The following is a 21,521-nucleotide window of genomic DNA, read 5'->3' on the forward strand; positions in this document are numbered from 1 at the left end:
CAAACAGATTTAATCGCGTGATTTTTTGCAACCTGGCCAAGATGGACAATACTTATCTGTGTTATTTGGCTTAGGTAACATTATGAAAAAGCGTCGTTATTCCCTATCTATCCATATCAGCAGTCTGTTTTTTATTCTGATCTTATTCATCGGCAGTGTGCTGATTGCGATCAGTTATTACAGCTCTCAACAACTTCTGGCGGGTAGTGCGAGAACCTTAGCACACGAGAACAGCAAAAAGCTCGAAACCGTGTTTACGCAAAATGTGGCTCCTATCCTGACAACCCTTGATTTTCTTGCCACTAGCCATTTTATTGAGCACACCGAACCGCCACTACAAGATCAACGTTGGTTAACCTCAGTGTTACGCGCATTTGAGCAATCTTCGAACTTAAATTCGCTCTATTTTGCCAATGAAACAGGGCAGTTTTTTATGTTCCGCCCCTTACTTAGCCGTGCAGACCGAGTGATGTTTGCGGCACCAGATGACGCAGTACTGTGGATGAACTACAGCCATATCGATGGCACCAACGACATCTATTTTCTCAATCAAGAGATGAAATTAGTCGGGCAATATAAAGAGGTCGCCCATTTTTTTGATCCGAGAGTACGCCCTTGGTATCTGAATGCCGCCAATGATGGAGTGGTCCGCATTACCGAGCCCTACCTATTTTTCACTCTCCAAACCTATGGGTTAACCTTGTCACGCCGCTCATTCAGTGGCAAACAAGTCGTGGGGGCCGATTTAACGTTGAAAGCCCTTTCCAATGAACTGAGTAAACTTGGCTTCTCCGATCATTCACAACTGATCTTGCTGGATCAGCAGCTACGCCCCCTAGCAGAGCACGATTCAGGGCTCAATCTTCGCTCCGATCCAGAGCAGATTAAGCAATCGCTCTTAAATAGTGACACACCGTTTGCTTCTGTCATGAGCCGCATTACTAGCCAAGCGCAATACGATACTCCCCATAGTCAAGGTCAAGATTGGGTCACTACCCTCACGCCAGTCAAACTCAACCAGCAGTTGCATCTGTTTTTAGCGCAAGCGACACCGAAAGATGAACTGCTGGCGGATCTTATCACCTTACGTAATCGTCAAATCACCAGTGCGATTGTGTTGCTTCTGTTTTGCTTCCCTGTCGTCATTTGGGTGGCGAAACGACTCTCCAGCCCATTACACAATCTCATCCAATTGACTGATAACATCGCGCGTTTTAACTTCAAAAAAACACGCTACCCACAAACCATGATTACTGAAGCGGCGAACTTAAGCCAATCCATCCAATTAATGGAACATGCGTTACACGACCTGCTTCGCTTACTGCGCGAAACCACTAACAATCAAGATTTCGCTCAACTGGCAAGAACCATAGCTCACCAGAGTTATGCCATCACTAAAGCCGAAACCATACTGCTGTATGTGTATGATCAAGAAAATAATCAATTTTCTGTTGCCGCCAATCACGCCATCATACCGTTCAAAATCGATATTAATCAGCTACTCAGCAGCAGTGCATGGTTGTTAGCGGAGCTGCGCAAAGGGGAAACTATCCACCTCAATCGCAAAGACAATATTCTGCGCACGTACCTCGATCAGCTTTACAACTCAGACTTGTACTTATTCCCACTACTGAACCGCGAGCGTCAATTAGTCGGGATTGTCTGTTTGGGCTATGAACGCACCATAGAAAACGTTCAAGCCGATAAACACGCCTTTTTGCGTGAACTGCTCAGTTTTGCCGAAATCGCCAAAGACAACATCGATAAAATTCAGCAACAAAAAGAGATGCTGAATGCATTCGTCGAACTGATTGCATCGGCGATTGATACCAAGTCGCCCTATACCGGAGGCCATTGTCAACGCGTTCCTGAATTAACCCGTTTGTTAGCCGAAGTCGCTGCCAAAGATAAACGCTATTTCGCTGAATTCACGATGAGCTCCGAACAGTGGGAAGAGTTAACCCTCGCGGCTTGGTTGCATGACTGTGGCAAAGTTACCACGCCAGAATTCGTGGTTGACAAAGCCACTAAGCTGGAAACGATTTACGACCGGATCCACGAGGTGCGCATGCGCTTTGAACTCTTAAAAATGCAAGCGGAGCGCGATTACTGGCAAAGCTGCGCTCAAGGGGGGGATCCAAAACAGGCAGAGCAGGCGTTGAAGGCGCTGCATCAACAATTGGACGACGAGTTTGCTTTTGTGGCTCAGTGTAACCTTGGCGGCGAAGGGATGAGTGATGACGATCTCAAACGACTGGAGCAGATCGCTCAGCGCCAATGGCAGCGGACTTTAGATGACCAAATCGGCATCTCTTGGGTTGAGAAAAGCCGCGCCGCAGCCCCAGCTCCATTGCCGGTCTGGGAACCGTTGCTGGCCGATAAGTCTGTCCACCAAATTCCTTGGCCACAAGGCAAAACCCCACAAGAAACATGGCAAGAAGCCTTCTGTCTCACGCCTCCGGCTCTGCAATACAATCGTGGGGAGCTGCATAATCTCAAAGTCAAACGGGGCACCTTAACCGCAGAAGATCGGTTTATGATTAATGATCACATAATACAGACTATCTTGATGCTGCAACGCTTACCCTACCCCAAACATTTACAAGGCGTGCCCGAAATTGCGGGTGGACACCATGAGCGCATGGATGGCAAAGGCTACCCACGAGGAATCGAAGCCTCGCAGCTGTCGGTACCTGCACGCATCATGGCGATTGCCGATGTGTTTGAAGCCCTCACGTCTAATGATCGCCCCTACAAGAAGGCCAAGTCCTTGCAAGAGTGCATTGATATCATGACATATATGGCCACCAGCGGGCACATCGACCCTAAACTCTATCTGCTGTTTTTGCAGCACAACCTTCATCAAACTTACGCAGAGCAATTTCTTTCGGCGGAGCAGTATCAAAATAGCGCTGTCGATACTCAAGAGCATATTCGAAAAGTGCTGGCGTATTTACGGGAAGATTACTAGCACATCAAGGCAGAAAGGCGCATTGACGCCTTTCTCATTTTTCCTTTTAAAAACGGATGGTTAACATTTTAACGTGTCACAATTCAATCGATTGCGTTATCAATAGTTGATGTATGTCAAAGAGTCGTAGACAATAAGCCCCCGAGTCGGGGATGAGTTTCGCTAGCACCAGTTCCTCCCCGCCGATTGATTTTTCCTATTAAACCTATAGGCAAGATCGGTTTTTGATTTGTGTATTGCGCTGCTAGGGTTGGCGCATGCTAACAATACCCAAAGGTTTTCCGGTGAATATGGATATTGATTCACTGCAAAATCAAGGGAGTACCTCGTTTCTAAAGGAAAGATGATGGTAATACCTGAAAACAGCAGCATCGTAATTTTCGGTGCTTCGGGAGATTTGACGTACCGTAAGCTTATTCCTGCGTTGTATCACCTCTATGCCAGTCAGCAACTGCCTAAATCGTTTGCGATTTTAGGTGTGAGCCGTACCGAGTACAGTGACGAGTCTTACCGCGAGAAGCTAAAGCGCTCACTGCAAGAGCTGGAAAAAACAGAACCTGCCGCTCTCAAAGCCTTCATGCAGCATGTGCATTATCAAGCGCTGAACACCTCAGAAATGGCTGATTATCAGCACTTAGCGACTCGCCTTGATACGCTGGCTAACGATTATCAGTTTGAGCAGCGCAATACGCTGTTCTATCTCGCGACACCACCAAGCTTGTATGGCGTGATCCCAGCTTGCCTTGCGGCACATGGCCTCAACGATGAGACTCAAGGTTGGAAGCGTCTGATCATCGAAAAACCTTTTGGTTACGATTTGCAATCTGCGCAAGAGCTGGATGTGGAAATCCACCGCCACTTCAAAGAGCATCAGATTTACCGTATCGACCACTACCTTGGTAAAGAAACCGTGCAAAACCTGCTGGTATTCCGCTTTGCCAACGGCATGTTTGAGCCACTGTGGAATCGTAACTTTATTGATTACGTGGAAATCACAGGTGCAGAATTCCTTGGTGTGGAAGAGCGCGGCGGTTATTACGATGGCTCTGGCGCGGTGCGCGATATGTTCCAAAACCACCTACTGCAAGTGCTGGCGATGGTCGGCATGGAGCCGCCTGCGGCGATCAACGCCGATTCCATTCGTAACGAAGTGAACAAGGTACTGCAAAGCCTACAACCGCTTTCTGAATCTGATCTGCGCAACAATCTGGTGCTCGGTCAATACACCGAATCGGAAGTGCGTGGGCAGTTTTTACCCAGCTACCGTAATGAACCGGGCGTCGCGGCGGATTCACGCACCGAAACTTACGTTGCGCTGAAAATGTTCATCAATAACTGGCGTTGGAATGGTGTGCCATTCTATGTACGCAGCGGTAAACGTTTACCAACGCGTGTCACCGAAGTGGTCATTCACTTCAAACGCACACCGCATCCTGTCTTTGGGCAAAATGCTCCAGAGAACAAGCTGATCATCCGTATTCAGCCTGATGAAGGCATTCTGATGAGCTTCGGCTTGAAAGAGCCGGGCGCAGGTTTCAAAGCCAAAGAAGTGTCGATGAATTTCCACTACGCCTCACTGGAGCAGATCAAAATGCTCACCGCTTATGAGCGTCTGCTGCTCGATGCTCTCAATGGTGATGCGACGCTGTTTGCCCGTACTGATGCGGTAGAAGCTTGTTGGAAGTTTGTGCAGCCGATCCTCGATTTCAAACAAGACCCGCAATCGCTGTATGGCTACGCCTGTGGCACTTGGGGCCCGAAAGAGTCGGATGACTTGCTGCGCCGTGACGGCCGTGAGTGGCGCTTCCCTTGTAAAAACCTCACTAACACGGATTACTGCGAATTATGATCAACCATAAAATTTTCCCAACTGCGGATGCCGTAGTGAAAAGCCTTGCCGACGATATGTTGGCGTACAGCCAGCAAGGTCAGCCAGTACACATTTCCTTATCTGGCGGCAGCACACCAAAAATGCTGTTTAAGCTTTTGGCAAGCCAGCCTTACGCGAACGACATTCAGTGGCAAAACCTGCATTTCTGGTGGGGGGATGAGCGCTGTGTGGCACCGGATGACGCAGAAAGCAACTACGGTGAAGCCAATGCGCTGCTGTTTAGCAAAATCAACATGCCTGCACAGAACATTCACCGCATTCTGGGTGAAAACGAGCCACAAGCTGAAGCAGAACGTTTTGCTCAAGCGATGGCGCATGTGATCCCAACCGAAAACGGCACGCCTGTGTTTGATTGGATTCTACTCGGTGTCGGTGCCGATGGTCATACTGCATCTCTGTTCCCAGGGCAAACCGACTATGCAGACGCCAATCTTTCGGTGGTGGCAAGTCATCCGGAATCTGGGCAATTACGCGTTTCAAAAACCGCGAAAGTGCTGCAAGCCGCAAAACGCATCAGTTATCTCGTTCTTGGCGCCGGTAAAGCCGAGATCGTAGAACAAATTCACACCACTCCAGCCGAGCAACTGCCTTATCCGGCAGCAAAAATTCACTCCACTTCAGGAGTGACCGAGTGGTACTTAGATTCAGACGCCGCAGCAAAGATTGCGTGAAGGAGAGAAATAAATGAAAGGTGATATCGGTGTAATCGGCCTTGCAGTCATGGGCCAAAACCTGATCCTCAACATGAACGACCACGGCTTCAAAGTGGTGGCACACAACCGTACCGCGGCTAAAGTGGACGAGTTCCTAGAAGGCCCAGCCAAAGGCACTAACATTGTTGGCGCTTACACGCTGCAAGAGCTGGTTGATAAACTGGCGACACCACGTAAAGTGATGTTGATGGTTCGTGCAGGTCAAGTGGTTGATGACTTCATCGAGCAACTGGTTCCACTGCTCGACAAAGGCGACATCATCATTGATGGTGGTAACACCAACTTCCCTGATACTAACCGCCGTGTCAAAGCGCTGCGTGAAAAAGGCATTCACTTCATCGGTACGGGTGTTTCTGGTGGTGAAGAAGGCGCACGTTTCGGACCTTCGATCATGCCGGGTGGCGCACCTGAAGCGTGGGAAGCGGTAAAACCGATTTTCCAAGGCATTTCTGCAAAAACTGACGCTGGTGAGCCTTGCTGTGACTGGGTGGGCAACGATGGTGCCGGTCACTTCGTGAAAATGGTTCACAACGGTATCGAATACGGCGACATGCAGCTTATCACTGAAGCTTACCAGTTCATGAAAGATGGTCTGGGAATGTCGGCCGATGAAATGCAAGCCGTGTTTGCTGACTGGAACAAAACTGAGCTAGACAGCTACTTGGTTGAGATCACCGCTGACATCCTTGGCTACAAAGATGAAGATGGTGAAGCGTTGGTTGAGAAGATCCTCGATACTGCTGGCCAAAAAGGCACAGGTAAATGGACGGGCATCAACGCGCTGGACATGGGTATTCCACTGACGCTGATCACCGAATCCGTGTTCTCTCGCTGCCTATCCGCACTGAAAGATCAACGTGTTGAAGCAGAAAAACTGTTTGGTAAAACCCAAACTCAAGTCGAAGGTGACAAACAAGTTTGGGTTGATGCACTGCGTCAAGCGCTGCTGGCTTCAAAAATCATCTCTTACGCACAAGGCTTTATGCTGATGCGTGAAGCATCGAACGAGAATGGTTGGAACCTAAACTACGGTAACGTGGCTCTGATGTGGCGTGGTGGTTGTATCATCCGCTCTGCATTCCTCGGCAACATCCGTGATGCGTTTGAAAAGAACCCTGAACTGGCGTTCTTAGGCTCTGATGCCTACTTCAAAGGTATTCTGGACAACTGTCTGGCAGCATGGCGTAAAGTGGCAGCGAAGTCGCTGGAAGTCGGCATTCCAATGCCATGTACGACTTCAGCACTGACCTTCCTTGATGGTTACACTACGGCTCGCCTGCCAGCGAACCTGCTGCAAGCACAGCGTGATTACTTTGGTGCGCACACTTATGAGCGTATCGATCGTCCGCGTGGTGAGTTCTTCCACACTAACTGGACGGGTACAGGCGGAAATACTGCATCTACCACTTACGACGTGTAATGACACCTAGTAGGAAAGCGTCATACTGATAAGGATGAAATTAGGGCTAGCTACTTCTTTCGTCTCAGCCTATAATTTCGCCGTTCAGGGAGGATGTCGGTTTTACCGACATCCTCTATTTTTTTCTGCACATTTCGCTTTTAAGAGAATCGATGATGACAATCAACAAGTACTATGTTTTGGTTCCACAGGCTTTGGAACAGTCAACACATCAGGACAGTGACGTTGCATCTGACATGGAAGCTCAGCGCCAACAAATGGTAAAAGAAGCACAAAATCAAGGCGGTTTGTAACTCAAACCACGCCGATAAAAAAGCACCTCAGGGTGCTTTTTTTATGTCCATTTTCCGCGATATACCTAAAGAGCGAGTGGTCACTAGACAGCGAATACATTCATTCCCATGCTCATAAATAGACTACGTGATTAGAGTGAGCTTACGCCACCGAACGTGCAGGTAGAGACAGTATAGAAAATCAACTAATCCTCGAAACTTCCTATCGATTAGTTCAACTAGCGAAACAATCATGTTGCCAAGTCGCTATATATCCAACTCTGTGCTTTGCTTAAACTCACCGCAACAAAACAAACTTCCCAACAACGGAGTCTTACAATGAACACATTAACCAAACTACTTGCTGCTACCATGACTTTATCTGCTCAAGCCATGGCTGCGACCCCACTGACTTTGGATGTCTACAACGCCGATGGTAACAGCTTCCATGTGAATGCAACCGTGGTGTACGGTGAAACCGAAGCGATGGTAGTGGATACTGGCTTTACCAAAGCAGATGCGCTGCGCATCGGCGCGAAAGTACTGGATTCAGGTAAAACCTTAAAAACCATTTTCATCTCTCAAGCGGATCCAGACTACTACTTTGGCGCAGAAGTGTTAAAGCAGATGTTCCCGCAAGCAGAAGTGATTGCAACCCCAGGTGTGAAAGCGAAAATCGAACAGAAACTGCAAGGTAAGCTGGATTTCTGGGCACCGAAAATGGGCACCAACGCGCCAGTGAAACCAGTTCTGCCAACCGCATACCAAGGTAAAACACTGGAAATTGACGGCCAAACTATCGAAATTCGTGGTACCGAAGGTGAACTGAAACATCGTCCTTATTTGTGGATCCCTGCCAATGCAGCGATCTTGGGGAATGTGGCTGTATACGGTAACGTTCATCTATGGATGGCCGATGCACAAACCGACAGTGAGCGCAAAGCTTGGGCTGAACAACTCGACGAAATGGCAGCGCTTAAGCCAAAAGTGGTCATTCCAGGACATATGACACCGGGAACCGCCATGGACAGCAGTGCGATTACGTTTTCACAAAAATACCTAGCTGATTTTGCCAAAGCGAAAGCCTCTAGTAAAAATAGTGCGCAACTGATTGAAAAAATGAGCAAAATCTATCCGGATGCAGGCCTGCCTATGGCGCTTGAAATTGGTGCGAAAGTTCATACTGGTGAAATGAAATGGTAAGGGTTCACTACATTTTTGACCCTATGTGTGGGTGGTGCTTCGGCGCCACCTCACTGATGGAACAACTGGCACAACAATCCCATCTTGAACTGGTACTACACCCCGGTGGCATGATGGACAAAGCACAGATCAGTCCTGATTTTCGCGCGCATATTTTGCAAGCCGACCAACGCATTCAGCGTGAAACAGGCGCAGAGTTTGGCGAGGCGTATTTAGAGCGTGTACGCAGTGGTCAACCACTCATGCTCGATTCGTACCTCACAGCCCAAGCCATCATTGCGGCACGCCTGGCTGGCAAACGTGATTTCGACATGCTGAAAGCCATTCAGCGTGCGCACTACCAGCAAGGTCTGGATGTGACACAAACGGATGTAATGCAACAATTAGCGCAAACGATGGGCATTACCCCTGAAACATGGCAAAACGTGATGCCACAAGCTGCAGCAAAAGTACGCAGTGACATTGCTCAAACCCAACGCTTAATGCAACAACTGGGTTTAGGTGGTTTTCCTTCGTTAGCTATCGAGCAAAATAACGAGTGGTACACCTTAAGTCCTAGCCATTACTATCGCCGCCCACAAGAGTGGCAAGCTTGGTTAGAATCTCTCAGCGTCACAGCATAAAAAATTGACACCCTACTATGGGGTGTCAATTTTTTACTCGATTAATAAATCGGAGACTCTTTTTTGCCAATCCGCTAGCTCATCTTGCCAATGTTGTTGCTGTTTGTCTGAGCTATTTTGCAAAATTTGCACAACATAGCGCTGACCTAATTCGCGGTTATAACTCAGCTTGGCTTTCAAAATCATCCCGTAATACTGCTCAGGGTTTAGTAGTAAAGATTCGAGTTGGACCTGAAATGCTTCTGGTTGTGTTCTTTGTTGCAATAATGTACGCACCTGCTCACGCATCGTCGTTTGAAATCCTATCCAATCGTTGGCGGTGGGTTGAATATTGTTACTCCAAACCTTGACCAACTCTTGCTGGGACTTATTTAAGGAGCCAAGCCAATCTTCTAGACGGTCCTTGATCCGCTCTTGATAAAAATCACGCAGCCCACGCTCATCCATCTTAATGAATTTATTAGAAAATTTGTCATGTCGTTTAATGAAGGCTTGCATAAACTGTTCGGTTTGCTCCTCACTGAGCGTGGCGGCCAGCCGGCTGACATCCGGTAGCAGCTTGATAACCAGACGCTGATAGTAAAGTCGCATTTTCTCTTGGTACTGGGCGACCTGCTCAACCGTTACTTCACGTAAAGAGAGCGCCGAAAGTTCATCCATGATTGCCAAATAATCGGGCAATTCTTGGGCACGATGCCAGATCTGTAAACTCGGCATCGTTTGTTTAATCAACGTTTTCTGCTGCCTATTCAGGTCAACAAAATCCTCAGCATATTCAATCACAAACCAATCAAGATTGTGGTAGACCAACTTAGTCGCGCAACCAACCAGCAAGGTACAGAGCAGAAGTACACGAAGCCATTTCAACATAAGAGAAGTCCTTTCTTAATCACTCTGGGTTTTACGCAGTAATTCAAGCGAACGTTCAACACCCCAGTGAGAAACTTAAAAAAGAATGGCTGAAGCCTTGAGAGAAAGAAAGCTGACCCAAGCCAGCTTTCGGATTTATTTGGAGAGAACCCACAATCTGGCGACATTTTCGGCCAAATCGGCAAGGTTAAAATCGGACTCTTTCAGCGCATCTTCCAGCGACATGGCCCGCGGCACCGCAGCGAAAACCGCATCGATCCCGCACTGGTACACGGCTTGATAGTTATCGCCAGTACAGCCGCACAACGCCAGCACAGGAACGTCAAAGCGTTTGGCAACTTTGGCCACCCCCATTGGGGTTTTGCCATGTACAGTTTGACTGTCGATGCGCCCTTCGCCAGTGATCACTAAATCTGCATCACTGACTTGATGAGCAAGTTGCACCGTCTCCAGCACAATCTCAATACCCGGTCGCAATCTTGCTTGAGTATAGGCCCAAAGCGCCGCGCCCATCCCCCCTGCAGCCCCCGCACCGGCACTCTCTAAAACCATTTTGCCAGTCACTTTTTCCGTGAGTAAACCAAACTGCCGTAAGGCTCCATCCAATAATTGAACATCTTCTGGCGTTGCCCCCTTTTGCGGACCAAATACCGCAGACGCACCTTTATCGCCACATAATGGGTTGTTCACATCACAGGCCACCAAGATATCGCAATGCTGTAACCTTGGGTCGAAATCTTGTAAATCGATGTGGGTCAACTCGCGTAAGCCTCCACCAGTCAGTTGGATGGGATCGCCATCGGCATTGGTAAAGCGCGCGCCAAGTGCCGCAAGCATGCCCACGCCGCCATCATTGGTCGCACTACCACCTAGACCAATAATCAGCTTAGTGACACCTTGATCTAACGCGTGTCGGATCAGCTCTCCCGTACCAAAACTGGTGGTGAGTTTAGGGTCGCGCTGCGCAACTGGCACATGGTGCAGGCCACTGGCCGCGGCCATTTCGATCACCGCAGTTTGGTTATCTCCCAACATTCCATAGAAGGCCTCGACTCGTTTACCTTGTGGCCCCATCACTTTGACTTCAACAAGTCGTCCTTGTGTGGCGTCCACTAACGATTGCACCGTCCCTTCGCCACCGTCCGCAACCGGGATAGCGACAAATTTTGCATCATGCCATACCCGAGCCAACCCAGCTTGAATCGCATCACACACTTGTTTTGCCGTTAAGCTCTCTTTAAAGGAATCTGGGGCGATAACCACTTTCATATCACGCGCTCCTGCCTATTTTTTGCCATTATTCCGTCTCTTTTGCGCATCACCATTTATGTACTCATATCATCATCCAAAAATCCGATACTCAATAAATCTCGATAACCGTTGGTTAAAAGTGTGATGACTTCTGGATACCCGCCCATCACGGTATGCGCATAAAAAGAAAAGCTGCCCGCAGGCAGCTTTGATGGGTAAAAGTAGAGGTCTTGATTATGTGCGGATATGCGCTATTGCACTATTGAGATCGTCAACGTTGCGTTGTAAATCCACCACAACAGGACCCAGTTGTTTGATCGCTAGGTTCATTTCACCAGACAGCGATTTAATGGTACTGAGATTACTTGAAATCTCATCACTCACGCTTAATTGCTCCTCAGTCGCGGCAGCAATTGACGTGTTGAGTTTATGGATCTCTTTGGCCGAGCCTTGGATAGCCACTAACGAGTCGTTGGCAACGCCCATATTGCCACGGGTTGACTGCATTTTATCGGCACTGACGCGGATCGTTTTGGTCGACATTTCCGCTTTTGCTTGCAACATAGAAATCATGGTTTCAATCTCGCCCGTCGATTCTTGAGTACGCTGCGCCAAAGAACGTACTTCATCGGCGACCACCGCAAAACCTCGCCCTTGCTCACCCGCGCGAGCCGCTTCAATCGCCGCATTCAACGCCAGCAAGTTAGTCTGCTCTGCAATCGCTTTAATCACATCCAGCACGTTACCGACATTATTGGACTCAGTAGCCAGTTGTTGAATGATCTCTGAGGTTTTTTGGAATTCGCCATCTAAATCAGCAAATTCGCGAATCGTTTTCTCAAACACTTGTTTGCTGTTGTTGGCTTCTTTTTCAGCACTGCCTGCATACTCTTCTGCCATATTAGTGCTTTGAGACACACTCGATAGCGCCGATGTCATCTCTTCCATCGCGGTCGCAGCCATATTCAACTCTTGATCTTGCTGGCTCGACATTTTCATATTTTGCTCAGTGATACTACGAATGGTGTCGGAAATTGAGGAAATGGTGTGGTTAACCTGATTAATTTTACTGATGGTTGAGCCATAACTGACCAGCACTTTGTTAATCGTACGTCCAATTACTGCAAGCTCATCATCACTCTTTTCATCAACTCTTAATGTAAGGTCTGAATTGTCATCGGCTCTTTGTAAAACACTCGCCATTCTGTCAATCGGTGCAACAATTTTACGATTGACCACGACATAGCCAATAATCGCAATAATCGTAACCGCAATTAATGAGATATTGCCGATCAGTACGGTACTTTTTACTTGTTCTGCAGCTTGGTTAAACTGTTGTGCGGTACGTGTTTCAAGCTCTTGGAAGAAGCGGTCAATCGGTGCCATGATCTTGGCTTTTTCACGATGGTACTCTTCACTGTGTAACAGTTGTACCGCCATGTTGACATCCGGCTCACCTTTTACCGTGTAGTTGCCACTCGCATCAGGAAACAAGCCTTTTACCGCGTTCATGGCTTTCACTTCCATACTCACTAAAGCATCCGAGTTATTTTGCGCTTCTTTTAGCAAGGCGAACTCTCTGTCACTAAAACCGAGGTCTTTCATCATTTGCATCAACGTAATGGTTTTTCCATCCGGTTTAGGCTTTTGGCCGTACTGCAGAACAAGATCCCAATAAATGGTGTGGTAGCTCTCGGGACGGGGCTTTTTGCCGTTGCGGATATCGAGAATGTCCATATACATTTTTTCGTATTTTTCATCCCCAGTGACCACATAGGTGCGCCCTAAACGGGTCAAGTCATCGGAACTTTGGCGTAGCTCATCCGCAGCTTGGTAAGATTGATAACGGATCAACGATAATCTATCGACTTGCTGTTCAAGGCTATCCAGTTGGAACACGGTCGCCATAGTAATCGCTATGCCTACGCCTATCGCCGAAAAAACAAGCTTCATTGTGGTGTTAATTTTCATGAAAGATCCTTCTAGGAAAAACAGGGCATATCTGAACATTTATAATGACGTTCTTGTTGTTACTTTCAGCTTAGAAGATGTTTAACGAACTGGTAGGAGAATCTTGCTTTTTTCTGTGGGTAATCATTGAGAAGTATTTATTTGAAGCTTATTAGGTTACAACTTCAACTAGGGAGGAATGGCCACCTAAAAATAAAGCGGCTTTGCAGCCGCTTATAAAGATGTCGATTTATGACTCAAGAGCCATGCTTAACCGTTGGAAATCTTGCGGTGACCTTCTTCCAGATGAACAAAGTCCACCAAATCATCACCAGAGACCTGATAAGCTTGGCCAAAACCTTTCACGAATAAGCCCTGCTCTGGCTGTAGACGGAATAACATGAAGTCTTGCAGTTGACTGAGACCATCAATGATTTCGCCAAAGCGCTCACCCATTTGTGCAATCACTTGGCACCACAACTCGCTGTCACGTTCAACCATGCTAGCAACTGCATCAAAGGTCAGACGTTTACGGGCGAAAAGTTGTTTTGCTTCCGTTTCATCTTCAATCATCATAATCGACACTTGCGGATTGACTTCAAGGTTACGGGCATGACGGGCGATGTGCGAAATCAGCACAAAGTAGCCTTCTTGATTTTGTACGAAAGGGGCATAACTAACATTCGGACGACCTTGCGCATCGACTGTCGCCAGTTGCAGCGTTTTACGCTCTTGACGGAACTCTTTGATTTCTGGCTCTAAACGACCCTGCAAACGCTCTTGCTTAACTTGCTGATCCATCTCTTTCTCCTCAACGATGGTTTATTATTGTTTGTGTTGTTGCTGCATTGCTTTAAAGCGTGCGACTTGATCTGGGATCAAGTCGCGTTTCTCATCACGTCCCAGATAGATTTTGAACGCGTTTTCACCTTGAGCGGTAAAGAAGCCGAAGTAGTGGCTCTCGCGTCCCATAAATGGCTTACTGACTAAAGCCACATGGCTAATATTTTCGAGTTTCAAATGGCCATGCAGTTCCCCATCACGACCCATTAAATTGTAGTAACCCCGTGCAACTTTCCCTTTTGGAAAAGGCGCTTTGACTTCAAAAATAGAACCCGCAATGGTCATGATCGTGGTGACAGGGCCCCATTCTGGAAGACTTTCTAAAATGGTTTGCGCATGAGAGCCATCCACTACGGCGACCATCTCTTCAGGAAGAGCATGTACGATGTCAAATTCAGTGACATTGAGTTGCTCAGCCATGGCGGCAGGTAATAAAGTGGGTTGCTGCTCAAGCAGTTGAGCGACTTGCTGTTGTAATGATTCCATTGTTTTTTCCAGTCTAGTTTGCTTATGCGATACGCTGCTGTTGATATTTATACGAATGAATAAGCACCTGAATACAAGCCTGCGCAAGGCTTACCGACCAGAAGCGTCCGGCTGTAGTCAGAGTGAGATAGTCTTGCTCCACCTCAACCAAACCGATTTGTTGCCAACGTAAAAAGAGTGGCTTTAACCAGTCAAAGGTTTGGTGGTAATAAAATTTAGGTAAACGCTGTTTGGCGATGACGCCCGAGTCAAATCCGGCTTTCAAGGCTGCAAACAGAGGTTCATATTCATGTTGGCGAGCCATCATGGCGACAAGCGGTTGACCATTTTTCATCGCGTCAAGGTAAGTATCGAGCTGGCGATGTTGCATCAGTGAGTAACCGCCCATATTCCCGCCCGCGCCACAACCAATCGGTAGCACTTCGGCATAGGTTTTGGCCAAACTGTTATAAAGGCTGCGCTCGCGGTTGTCGCGAGTCCAGTGGTTTACGCTTAATGGACGCAGATGATGCTTCGCCATAAATTCCACCCCGATTTGGTACAAGGTGGCTTTATCTGGTGTAGTAGCTGGTGGGGGTAACTTGCCTTTTTCAACCAGATTGAGCATAGGGGCACTACCGCCAACGACGAGCTGGTATAAATCAACCCCTTGTGCACCAGTCTGCATAAAGTCTTGCAGATCTTGCTCGAACACTTGCGCCGTTTGGTAGGGTAAACCGTAGAGTAGATCAATCACAATCGGCGCTTGTTGGGTCGCGGCCAACGAAGCAATTCGCTCCATCACCACCTCACGATCATCCAGACGTTTGGCTCGGCGTCTCACCTGAGTATTAAAACTCTGCACACCAAAAGAGAAACGGTTAAAACCCCCTTCCAGAGCGTGTTCAAACATCTCATCACTGAAGCGATGAATTCGACCTTCTAGGGTGATTTCACAATCTGGCGTTAATGGAAACGACTCACGGATTGCAGTGCCCAACTGCCGGATCTGCTCGGGAGAGAGCTCAGTCGGCGTCCCCCCGCCAATATAGACCGCATGAAAGACGCCAGTTTGTGTCCAAGGCAGTGCCGCTTTTTGTTTGATCTCTTCAAGTAACGCTGCAAAGTACGCATCCACCAACTGGCGACTCGCCGCGTTTTGGAAGAAATTACAGAAAGTACACCGTACTCGACAAAAAGGAACATGGATGTAGAGACACCGCACCTGTTGACGTTGGCTGACTTGTTGGGTGATGTGTTGCCACACGTTCGCCTGCTCATGACTCGCTACAGGCATCGCGATACCGCCTGCATGGGCTGAATGCTTATTTTGAAAAGCAAAACGCAGCGGATCTGGCGTATTCGCACCCAAAATAGATTCATCAAAATTATCTAAAATCAACATTCTCATTTCTCAAGCCAATCCCCATACGACAAGGGCTGCGCTTCTCTTCATCTCATACGATCAAAATCATAAATTGACGCTAATGATAATGCAATTGATAATTGCTATTATTAAGATGCTGAGCAATAATATTTGCCCACTAAGGCTAATCGCGTATGGATTTGCCCATGCCCCGTTAGTCTGCATGAATTGAAATAGCCAGTTTGATCAGCCTGCCACTTGCTGAGTTTTCAGAGACAGAAGCAATATTGCTGATCATCGTGAGGGAGAAGGACGTGAATCTGAACAGATATGTCATTGCGGGAGGGCTTTCCCTAGCTTTTCACGCGCTATTGCTTATCACGACAGATGAAGCACAGGTGTTTGCCATGCCTGCTGGAAACCCAACTCAATCGGTTTCGATCAATATGGTTTCGATGCCTAAAGTCGCGCACGCTCAACCAGAGCAAACCCAAACAGAACAATCAAAACCGGAATCGGTCAAGCCGACACCAGTACAAGAAGTCGTAAAAACTCCGCCTGTTAAGCCGAAGGTGGAGCCGCACAAACCTAAACCTCAAACCGTGAAAAAACCCGTACCGGCTGAGCAAGTCCCATCCAAATCGGTAGCGAAGCCGCAACCGGAGAAGGTAGAGCGTACCGCTGAAACGGCACAAAAGCCTGCGCCAACGCCTAACCAGCAACCGAGCCAGCCCACGGCAGCTAGCCAAGGCATCACAAGTCAACCTATTTTGGTGGATAAGCCCGCTTTAGTGAGCGCACAAGTTCAACCACGTTATCCACGTATTGCTCGTAAGCGCGGGATCGAAGGCACTGTGATGTATGAAATTTGGTTGGATGCGCAAGGTAATCAAATCAAGCAGCAGTTGCTCTCTTCATCCGGCACAGAAGCCCTAGATCAATCGGCGCTCGAAGCCATTAAACAGTGGAAATTTTCTCCACATATTCTTGACGGTGTGCCCGTAGCTCACCGAATTCATATCCCTATTCGTTTTAAATTGGAAGGCTAATGGAATCGTTACAACAACTCCAACAACAGCTAGGCCTGATGGCTTGGCCACTTTTCATTTGCTCAGCATTAACGGTAATGCTGCTCGCAGAGCGCCTATTTCAAGTGCTGCTCAGTTTAACCGTAGGCAAAGGAGCGATACGTCACGCTTTGCAAGCTACCTCCCCAAAAAACTCAAAGCAACTGGCTGAACTTACAGAGCATTTCGCGAGTAAGCGTCCGGTGCTGTATCGCGGAGTGGCGATGCTTTTGGCCCATCACCAATTTGATAAATCACTGCGCGAAGATGCGGCGGGCATTTGGCTACAGGAGCAACGTCACCAGTTTAACTCGGGGTTGCGTCTCTTGACTTTGATTGGTGTGATCAGCCCTTTGCTCGGTCTGTTGGGTACCGTACTTGGCCTGATTGAAATGTTTAAAGGGGTGGCCGCCACGACCGGAAGTATTACCCCCAGTGTGTTAGCCGATGGTTTAGGGGTTGCAATGTACACCACGGCAGCCGGTCTACTGATTGCCGTTCCGGCAGTTGCGGGGGCCCAATTGCTCAACCTGTGGGCGGATCGCACTATGGCTAAACTGGAACATACCCTGAACTACGTGAACCTGTGGCTAGAAGGCATGACACTGCACGCCGACACTTCACTGACAGTCGTGACACCGCAAGAGGCCACAACGGAAAACCTATGATCAAGTCCTCAGCCAAACACAACGACTTCGGCCTGACTCCGGATCTCACTCCGCTACTTGATATCATCTTTATCGTAATGGTGTTCTTACTGCTGACCGCGTCAGTACGCTTGGAATCGTTGGAAGTGGCTCTGCCCACGACCGATTCACCCGTAGTGAATGAAGTGAATAAAGAATCTATCACCGTCAATATCTTAGCCACCGAACCTTATTGGGCTATTGATGGTAAGCCCTACCTCGACTGGCATAACTTCTCGTTGGCGCTTTTAGAGTCGGTACAAGTGGATAAGCGCCCGGTAGTCATCGCCGCCGATCAAGGGGCTGAGGTTCAACAATTAGTCAAACTGTTGAGCTTTTTACAAGAAAACGGCATTCAAGCCACCCAGTTATTAACTGAACCTTCTCACTCTTAATGGAAACAAGATGAAAATCACTCAATCATTGGCTTTATTACTGGCCTGCTGCACCTCAGGCATCAGTTTCGCTCAAGAACGGATCGTCAGTGCAGGAAGTGCAGTGACTGAACTGATTCTGGCACTGGGTGCTGAGCAGCAATTGGTGGCGGTCGATGTCACAAGCGAAGTACCAAGCTCTCTCAATTTACCTACCGTCGGCTATCACCGCCGCTTAGCCGCTGAAGGCTTGTTAACTCTTGAGCCAACCCACCTGATTGGTTCAGATGAAATGGGACCCGATACTGCATTACAACAACTGCGCAGTTCCGGTATCCAAGTCGATGTGATCAACAGTGATTCGACGCCGCAAGGCTTGTTAACACGTATTGACCAAATTGCCCAAATCACCCACACCGAACAACACGCTCAAAAGCTGAAAGAGAACGTTCAGCAGCAGATCAATGCGTTGCAAGCTAAGCGTCCGGAAAAACCTAAGAAAGTGCTGTTTTTACTACTGCATGAAGGTCGTGCGGCCAACGTAGCGGGTAGCGATACCGTCCCCGATACCATTATTGGTTTAATTGGTGCTCATAATCCTGCCTCTCCTTCCATTACTTCGTATAAACCACTGTCCATGGAATCCATGATTGAGATGCAACCTGACATGGTGTTGGTCAGTGGTCGCAGCCTAGAAAAACTGGGGGGTGCCGATGCCGTGTTGAATGCCGTGCCTATGCTCGCGGCAACACCAGCAGGACAAAACAAGAATATTGTCGCGATTGATGGCCACGCCTTAGTCGGCGGCTTAGGTCTGAAAAGTCTGCAAGAAGCGCAGCGTATTCAAGCTCTGCTGTACCCCTGAGGCCACTCCCAGTGTTAAGACGATTTCCTTTTGCTGTGACCGTCAGTTGCCTGACTCTGGCGGTCTTCTTTGCAGGACTGTACTCCATTACTGTCGGACCGATGAACATCACCATCTCTGACAGTATTCAAAGCCTGCTTTTTCGCTCCGAGCAACTCACGAATGCGATTCATCTCGTGATCCATGACATTCGCTTACCACGCACGCTCCTTTGTTTGTTGGTTGGGGCGATTCTCGCACTATGCGGCACCGCTATGCAGGGGCTATTTCGCAACCCGTTAGCTGAACCTGGCATCATTGGCGTCTCCTCGGGCGCTTCTCTTGGTGCGGCGCTCGCCATCGTGTTGCTCAGTGATGTGGTGTCAAGCCTGCCTTGGGTAAATAGCTTGGTGCTGCCTATCGCAGCATTTATCGGTGGTGCGCTGACAACCGTATTGGTTTATCGTCTTGGCACCTCTAAATTTGGGACTTCGGTGACTATCATGCTGCTGGCTGGGGTAGCCATTTCGGCCCTTGCAGGCGCAGGTATTGGTTATCTTAATTATCTCGCGAGCGATCAAATGCTGCGCGACTTAACCCTATGGTCTATGGGTTCCGTGGCAGGCGCGACGACCTCCAGCATTGTGCTGTGCAGTGTCACTCTAATCATACTATTTGCCTATTTCCATTGGCGATCGATGGCACTCAATGCCTTATTGCTTGGAGAGGCGGAAGCGCGCCATCTTGGTGTTCCAGTACAAAAACTCAAAAGAGAGATGATTCTGCTTTCGGCGGTGGGCGTCGGGGTTGCGGTAAGTGCCGCAGGGATGATCGGTTTTGTGGGGCTTGTGGTGCCACATATTGGTCGCATGTTGGTGGGTCCCGATCATCGTAACTTAGTGCCAGTCTCCACCCTACTTGGCGCATTGATGCTCACCCTTGCAGATATGGTCGCTCGAGTTGCAGTTGCGCCCGCTGAATTGCCAATTGGCATTGTCACCGCACTGGTCGGGGCCCCCTTCTTCTTGTATCTCCTATTCCAACAAAAAGGCCGAATATTCTGATGCAGACTATTGCAATTCAAGGCAGGGATCTTTGTGTCACCTACGGCTCTCGCCAAGTGCTCGATCATGTGGATATCACCTTGCGCTGTGGCGAAGTTGCAGCCTTACTCGGCCCTAACGGAGCCGGGAAAAGTACCTTACTGAAGCTGCTCTGCGGTGAAATGAGCGGAGCAGGCAAACTCGATTATTTTGGTGTTCCAGCATCGCAGTGGCCTGCCGAAAAACTGGCTAACCATTTGGGCATTTTGCCCCAGCAGAGCTCGCTGACCTTTCCTTTTACCGCGCAAGAAGTGGTTGAACTTGGGGCAATTCCACTCAATCTACCGCGTAAAGAAGTAGAGCGTGTCGCCCGTCATTACATGCTCAAAACCGATGTGTTACATCTCGCAGCCAGTCTTTACCCTTCTCTTTCTGGAGGTGAAAAGCAGCGCTTACATCTCGCGCGAGTACTCACTCAACTGCACCAAGCCGGTCAACAGCGTATTTTGATGCTGGATGAGCCAACATCAGCACTCGATCTCGCTCATCAACACAACACGCTGCAACTCGCGCGTCAGTTAGCCGATGAAGAACAATGTGCCGTCGTCGTTGTGTTGCATGATTTAAACCTTGCCGCGCAGTACTCAGATCGCCTGATCCTGCTTCATCAAGGCAAAATTGTATGTGATGCGGCACCTTGGCAGGCGCTGACGGCAGAAAGAATTGAGCAGGTTTACGGCTATCAAGCGCTGGTTGCCGCCCATCCTACTCGCGATTTCCCAATGGTTTATCCGGCTTGAGGTGTCCCTCAAGTCGGTTGCATCGGCTTTTATCATCGCCATAGGCATCGATTCTATAGGCATATCTTAGGCATAGACCAAAAGCTCTGTACCTAACCGTTGAGTTTAGCCGTTGAGTTTAGGTACAGAGCTTTTTACTGATGAAGTAGGCAGAAGGTGAAGAATCAATTCACCATGCTGACTAACGAGTGCCCCAGCAACCATTCCACTTCTTTTTGGCTCTCTTGTCCGAATTTCTCTTCCGTCAATTTATAGAGGCGATTAACCCCTTTATGAGCAAAATCATGTGCACGCTCCGCTGTCACAATGTGGTGAAACAGCAGGCGCAAAATGGCCACAAACTCAGATTTCTCCATGGCTTTTAGCCAACTGTCACGAAATGCTTCCATGTCGTGTTCAAAATCGAGGTATTCCATAAACATTTTAAATATGCGTCCGTCTAACGCAGAGGCGAAATCGGTTTTCTTCGGGAAATGGTGGCTGATCCCAGTTCGGGATACCCCAGTTTGCTGGCTGAGAGTGGTGTAAGACATTTTGTCATAACCCAGTCGAAGCAACTGGTCGACAACCGCATCCATAATGGTCTGAATCGTCACTTCAGTATCTTCTTTACTACGCTTAGGCATGGTCAGGCTCTTTTCTAACGTCAAATCTTTGTCTGCTTAACAAGTCAGCAGCACGATAATTATCATTAAAATGATCAGGGGCAAACACTACGATGGAGTGAACTCACTACTACGGTTTGACTCACCTATTCAATACTAGACAGCCAAACGGTGAGTTCTTACATTTGCATAAACCTTTGTTACTTTTTTGAACAAGGTCACTTGTATAAACCGCTGTTGGCTAGGTAACCGCAATAAATCATA

20 protein-coding genes are annotated in these 21,521 nt (G+C 48.3%); 13 read left to right on the top strand and 7 right to left on the bottom strand.

Features of this window, described 5'->3' with window-relative positions; genetic code table 11:
- Window positions 1-82: 82 nt before the first annotated feature.
- From R4537_RS04505 to R4537_RS04535, 7 genes are all read left to right on the top strand, one after another.
- A complete protein-coding gene (locus tag R4537_RS04505; RefSeq protein WP_071179385.1) occupies window positions 83-2,971 on the top strand; it encodes an HD domain-containing phosphohydrolase in 2,889 nt (962 codons plus the stop codon).
- Window positions 2,972-3,317: 346 nt separating this feature from the next.
- Entirely contained in the window at window positions 3,318-4,820 is a 1,503-nt protein-coding gene (gene zwf / locus R4537_RS04510) for a glucose-6-phosphate dehydrogenase (protein WP_071179386.1), read from the top strand.
- Complete coding sequence (gene pgl / locus R4537_RS04515) at window positions 4,817-5,533, top strand: 6-phosphogluconolactonase (protein ID WP_000607056.1); 717 nt, start codon at window positions 4,817-4,819, stop codon at window positions 5,531-5,533. The genes zwf and pgl overlap by 4 nt, the downstream gene beginning before the upstream one ends.
- Before the next feature lie 13 nt (window positions 5,534-5,546).
- Window positions 5,547-6,995 (top strand): decarboxylating NADP(+)-dependent phosphogluconate dehydrogenase, encoded by a 1,449-nt coding sequence (gene gnd, locus R4537_RS04520; RefSeq protein ID WP_000675473.1) that lies wholly within the window; start codon window positions 5,547-5,549, stop codon window positions 6,993-6,995.
- 152 nt (window positions 6,996-7,147) lie between these two features.
- On the top strand, window positions 7,148-7,288 hold the full coding sequence (locus tag R4537_RS04525) for a hypothetical protein (RefSeq protein WP_000988289.1): 141 nt from the start codon (window positions 7,148-7,150) through the stop codon (window positions 7,286-7,288).
- A gap of 318 nt (window positions 7,289-7,606) precedes the next feature.
- Window positions 7,607-8,470, top strand: coding sequence for an MBL fold metallo-hydrolase (locus R4537_RS04530; RefSeq protein ID WP_001094877.1), 864 nt, complete (start codon window positions 7,607-7,609; stop codon window positions 8,468-8,470).
- Window positions 8,464-9,093: a DsbA family protein gene (locus tag R4537_RS04535; protein WP_080006788.1), complete on the top strand. Its 630-nt coding sequence runs from the start codon at window positions 8,464-8,466 to the stop codon at window positions 9,091-9,093. The genes R4537_RS04530 and R4537_RS04535 overlap by 7 nt, the downstream gene beginning before the upstream one ends.
- 33 nt (window positions 9,094-9,126) lie before the next feature.
- Here R4537_RS04535 and R4537_RS04540 read toward each other — a convergent pair whose 3' ends face one another.
- The 6 genes from R4537_RS04540 to hutW form a co-directional block, all read right to left on the bottom strand.
- Complete coding sequence (locus R4537_RS04540; RefSeq protein WP_071179387.1) at window positions 9,127-9,963, bottom strand: DUF6279 family lipoprotein; 837 nt, start codon at window positions 9,961-9,963, stop codon at window positions 9,127-9,129.
- A gap of 135 nt (window positions 9,964-10,098) precedes the next feature.
- The gene (locus R4537_RS04545) at window positions 10,099-11,232 is read right to left on the bottom strand and encodes a glycerate kinase (protein ID WP_071179388.1); all 1,134 of its coding nucleotides are present in this window, start codon (window positions 11,230-11,232) and stop codon (window positions 10,099-10,101) included.
- Between the two features lie 216 nt (window positions 11,233-11,448).
- Window positions 11,449-13,185 carry a methyl-accepting chemotaxis protein gene (locus R4537_RS04550; protein WP_071179389.1) on the bottom strand — a complete coding sequence of 579 codons (1,737 nt, stop codon included), beginning with the start codon at window positions 13,183-13,185 and terminating at the stop codon, window positions 11,449-11,451.
- 249 nt (window positions 13,186-13,434) lie between these two features.
- Window positions 13,435-13,965 (bottom strand): heme utilization protein HutZ, encoded by a 531-nt coding sequence (gene hutZ, locus R4537_RS04555; protein WP_000372763.1) that lies wholly within the window; start codon window positions 13,963-13,965, stop codon window positions 13,435-13,437.
- Window positions 13,966-13,989: 24 nt separating this feature from the next.
- The gene (gene hutX / locus R4537_RS04560; RefSeq protein WP_071179390.1) at window positions 13,990-14,493 is read right to left on the bottom strand and encodes a heme utilization cystosolic carrier protein HutX; all 504 of its coding nucleotides are present in this window, start codon (window positions 14,491-14,493) and stop codon (window positions 13,990-13,992) included.
- Window positions 14,494-14,515: 22 nt separating this feature from the next.
- Window positions 14,516-15,877, bottom strand: coding sequence for a heme anaerobic degradation radical SAM methyltransferase ChuW/HutW (hutW, locus tag R4537_RS04565; protein ID WP_071179391.1), 1,362 nt, complete (start codon window positions 15,875-15,877; stop codon window positions 14,516-14,518).
- A gap of 275 nt (window positions 15,878-16,152) precedes the next feature.
- Here hutW and R4537_RS04570 point away from each other — a divergent pair, with 275 nt between their 5' ends.
- Genes R4537_RS04570 through R4537_RS04595 form a run of 6 tightly spaced genes read left to right on the top strand, consistent with a single transcriptional unit; the run spans window position 16,153 to window position 20,652 of the window.
- The gene (locus R4537_RS04570) at window positions 16,153-16,887 is read left to right on the top strand and encodes an energy transducer TonB (protein WP_071179392.1); all 735 of its coding nucleotides are present in this window, start codon (window positions 16,153-16,155) and stop codon (window positions 16,885-16,887) included.
- On the top strand, window positions 16,887-17,573 hold the full coding sequence (locus R4537_RS04575; protein ID WP_071179393.1) for a MotA/TolQ/ExbB proton channel family protein: 687 nt from the start codon (window positions 16,887-16,889) through the stop codon (window positions 17,571-17,573). The genes R4537_RS04570 and R4537_RS04575 overlap by 1 nt, the downstream gene beginning before the upstream one ends.
- The gene (locus R4537_RS04580) at window positions 17,570-17,986 is read left to right on the top strand and encodes an ExbD/TolR family protein (protein ID WP_000597688.1); all 417 of its coding nucleotides are present in this window, start codon (window positions 17,570-17,572) and stop codon (window positions 17,984-17,986) included. Before R4537_RS04575 ends, R4537_RS04580 begins: the two co-directional genes overlap by 4 nt.
- A gap of 10 nt (window positions 17,987-17,996) precedes the next feature.
- Window positions 17,997-18,830, top strand: coding sequence for a heme/hemin ABC transporter substrate-binding protein (locus R4537_RS04585; RefSeq protein ID WP_071179394.1), 834 nt, complete (start codon window positions 17,997-17,999; stop codon window positions 18,828-18,830).
- An 11-nt stretch (window positions 18,831-18,841) separates the two neighbouring features.
- Window positions 18,842-19,873, top strand: a complete 1,032-nt coding sequence (locus R4537_RS04590; RefSeq protein WP_080483573.1) for a FecCD family ABC transporter permease — start codon at window positions 18,842-18,844, stop codon at window positions 19,871-19,873.
- Window positions 19,873-20,652, top strand: a complete 780-nt coding sequence (locus R4537_RS04595) for a heme ABC transporter ATP-binding protein (RefSeq protein ID WP_001193094.1) — start codon at window positions 19,873-19,875, stop codon at window positions 20,650-20,652. The genes R4537_RS04590 and R4537_RS04595 overlap by 1 nt, the downstream gene beginning before the upstream one ends.
- Before the next feature lie 164 nt (window positions 20,653-20,816).
- On the opposite strand, the gene R4537_RS04600 is transcribed toward R4537_RS04595, so the two are convergent.
- Complete coding sequence (locus R4537_RS04600) at window positions 20,817-21,278, bottom strand: TetR family transcriptional regulator (protein ID WP_001126285.1); 462 nt, start codon at window positions 21,276-21,278, stop codon at window positions 20,817-20,819.
- Window positions 21,279-21,521 lie beyond the last annotated feature (243 nt).

It is taken from the genome of Vibrio paracholerae, assembly GCF_037672085.1.
Taxonomy (GTDB): Bacteria; Pseudomonadota; Gammaproteobacteria; order Enterobacterales; family Vibrionaceae; genus Vibrio; species Vibrio cholerae.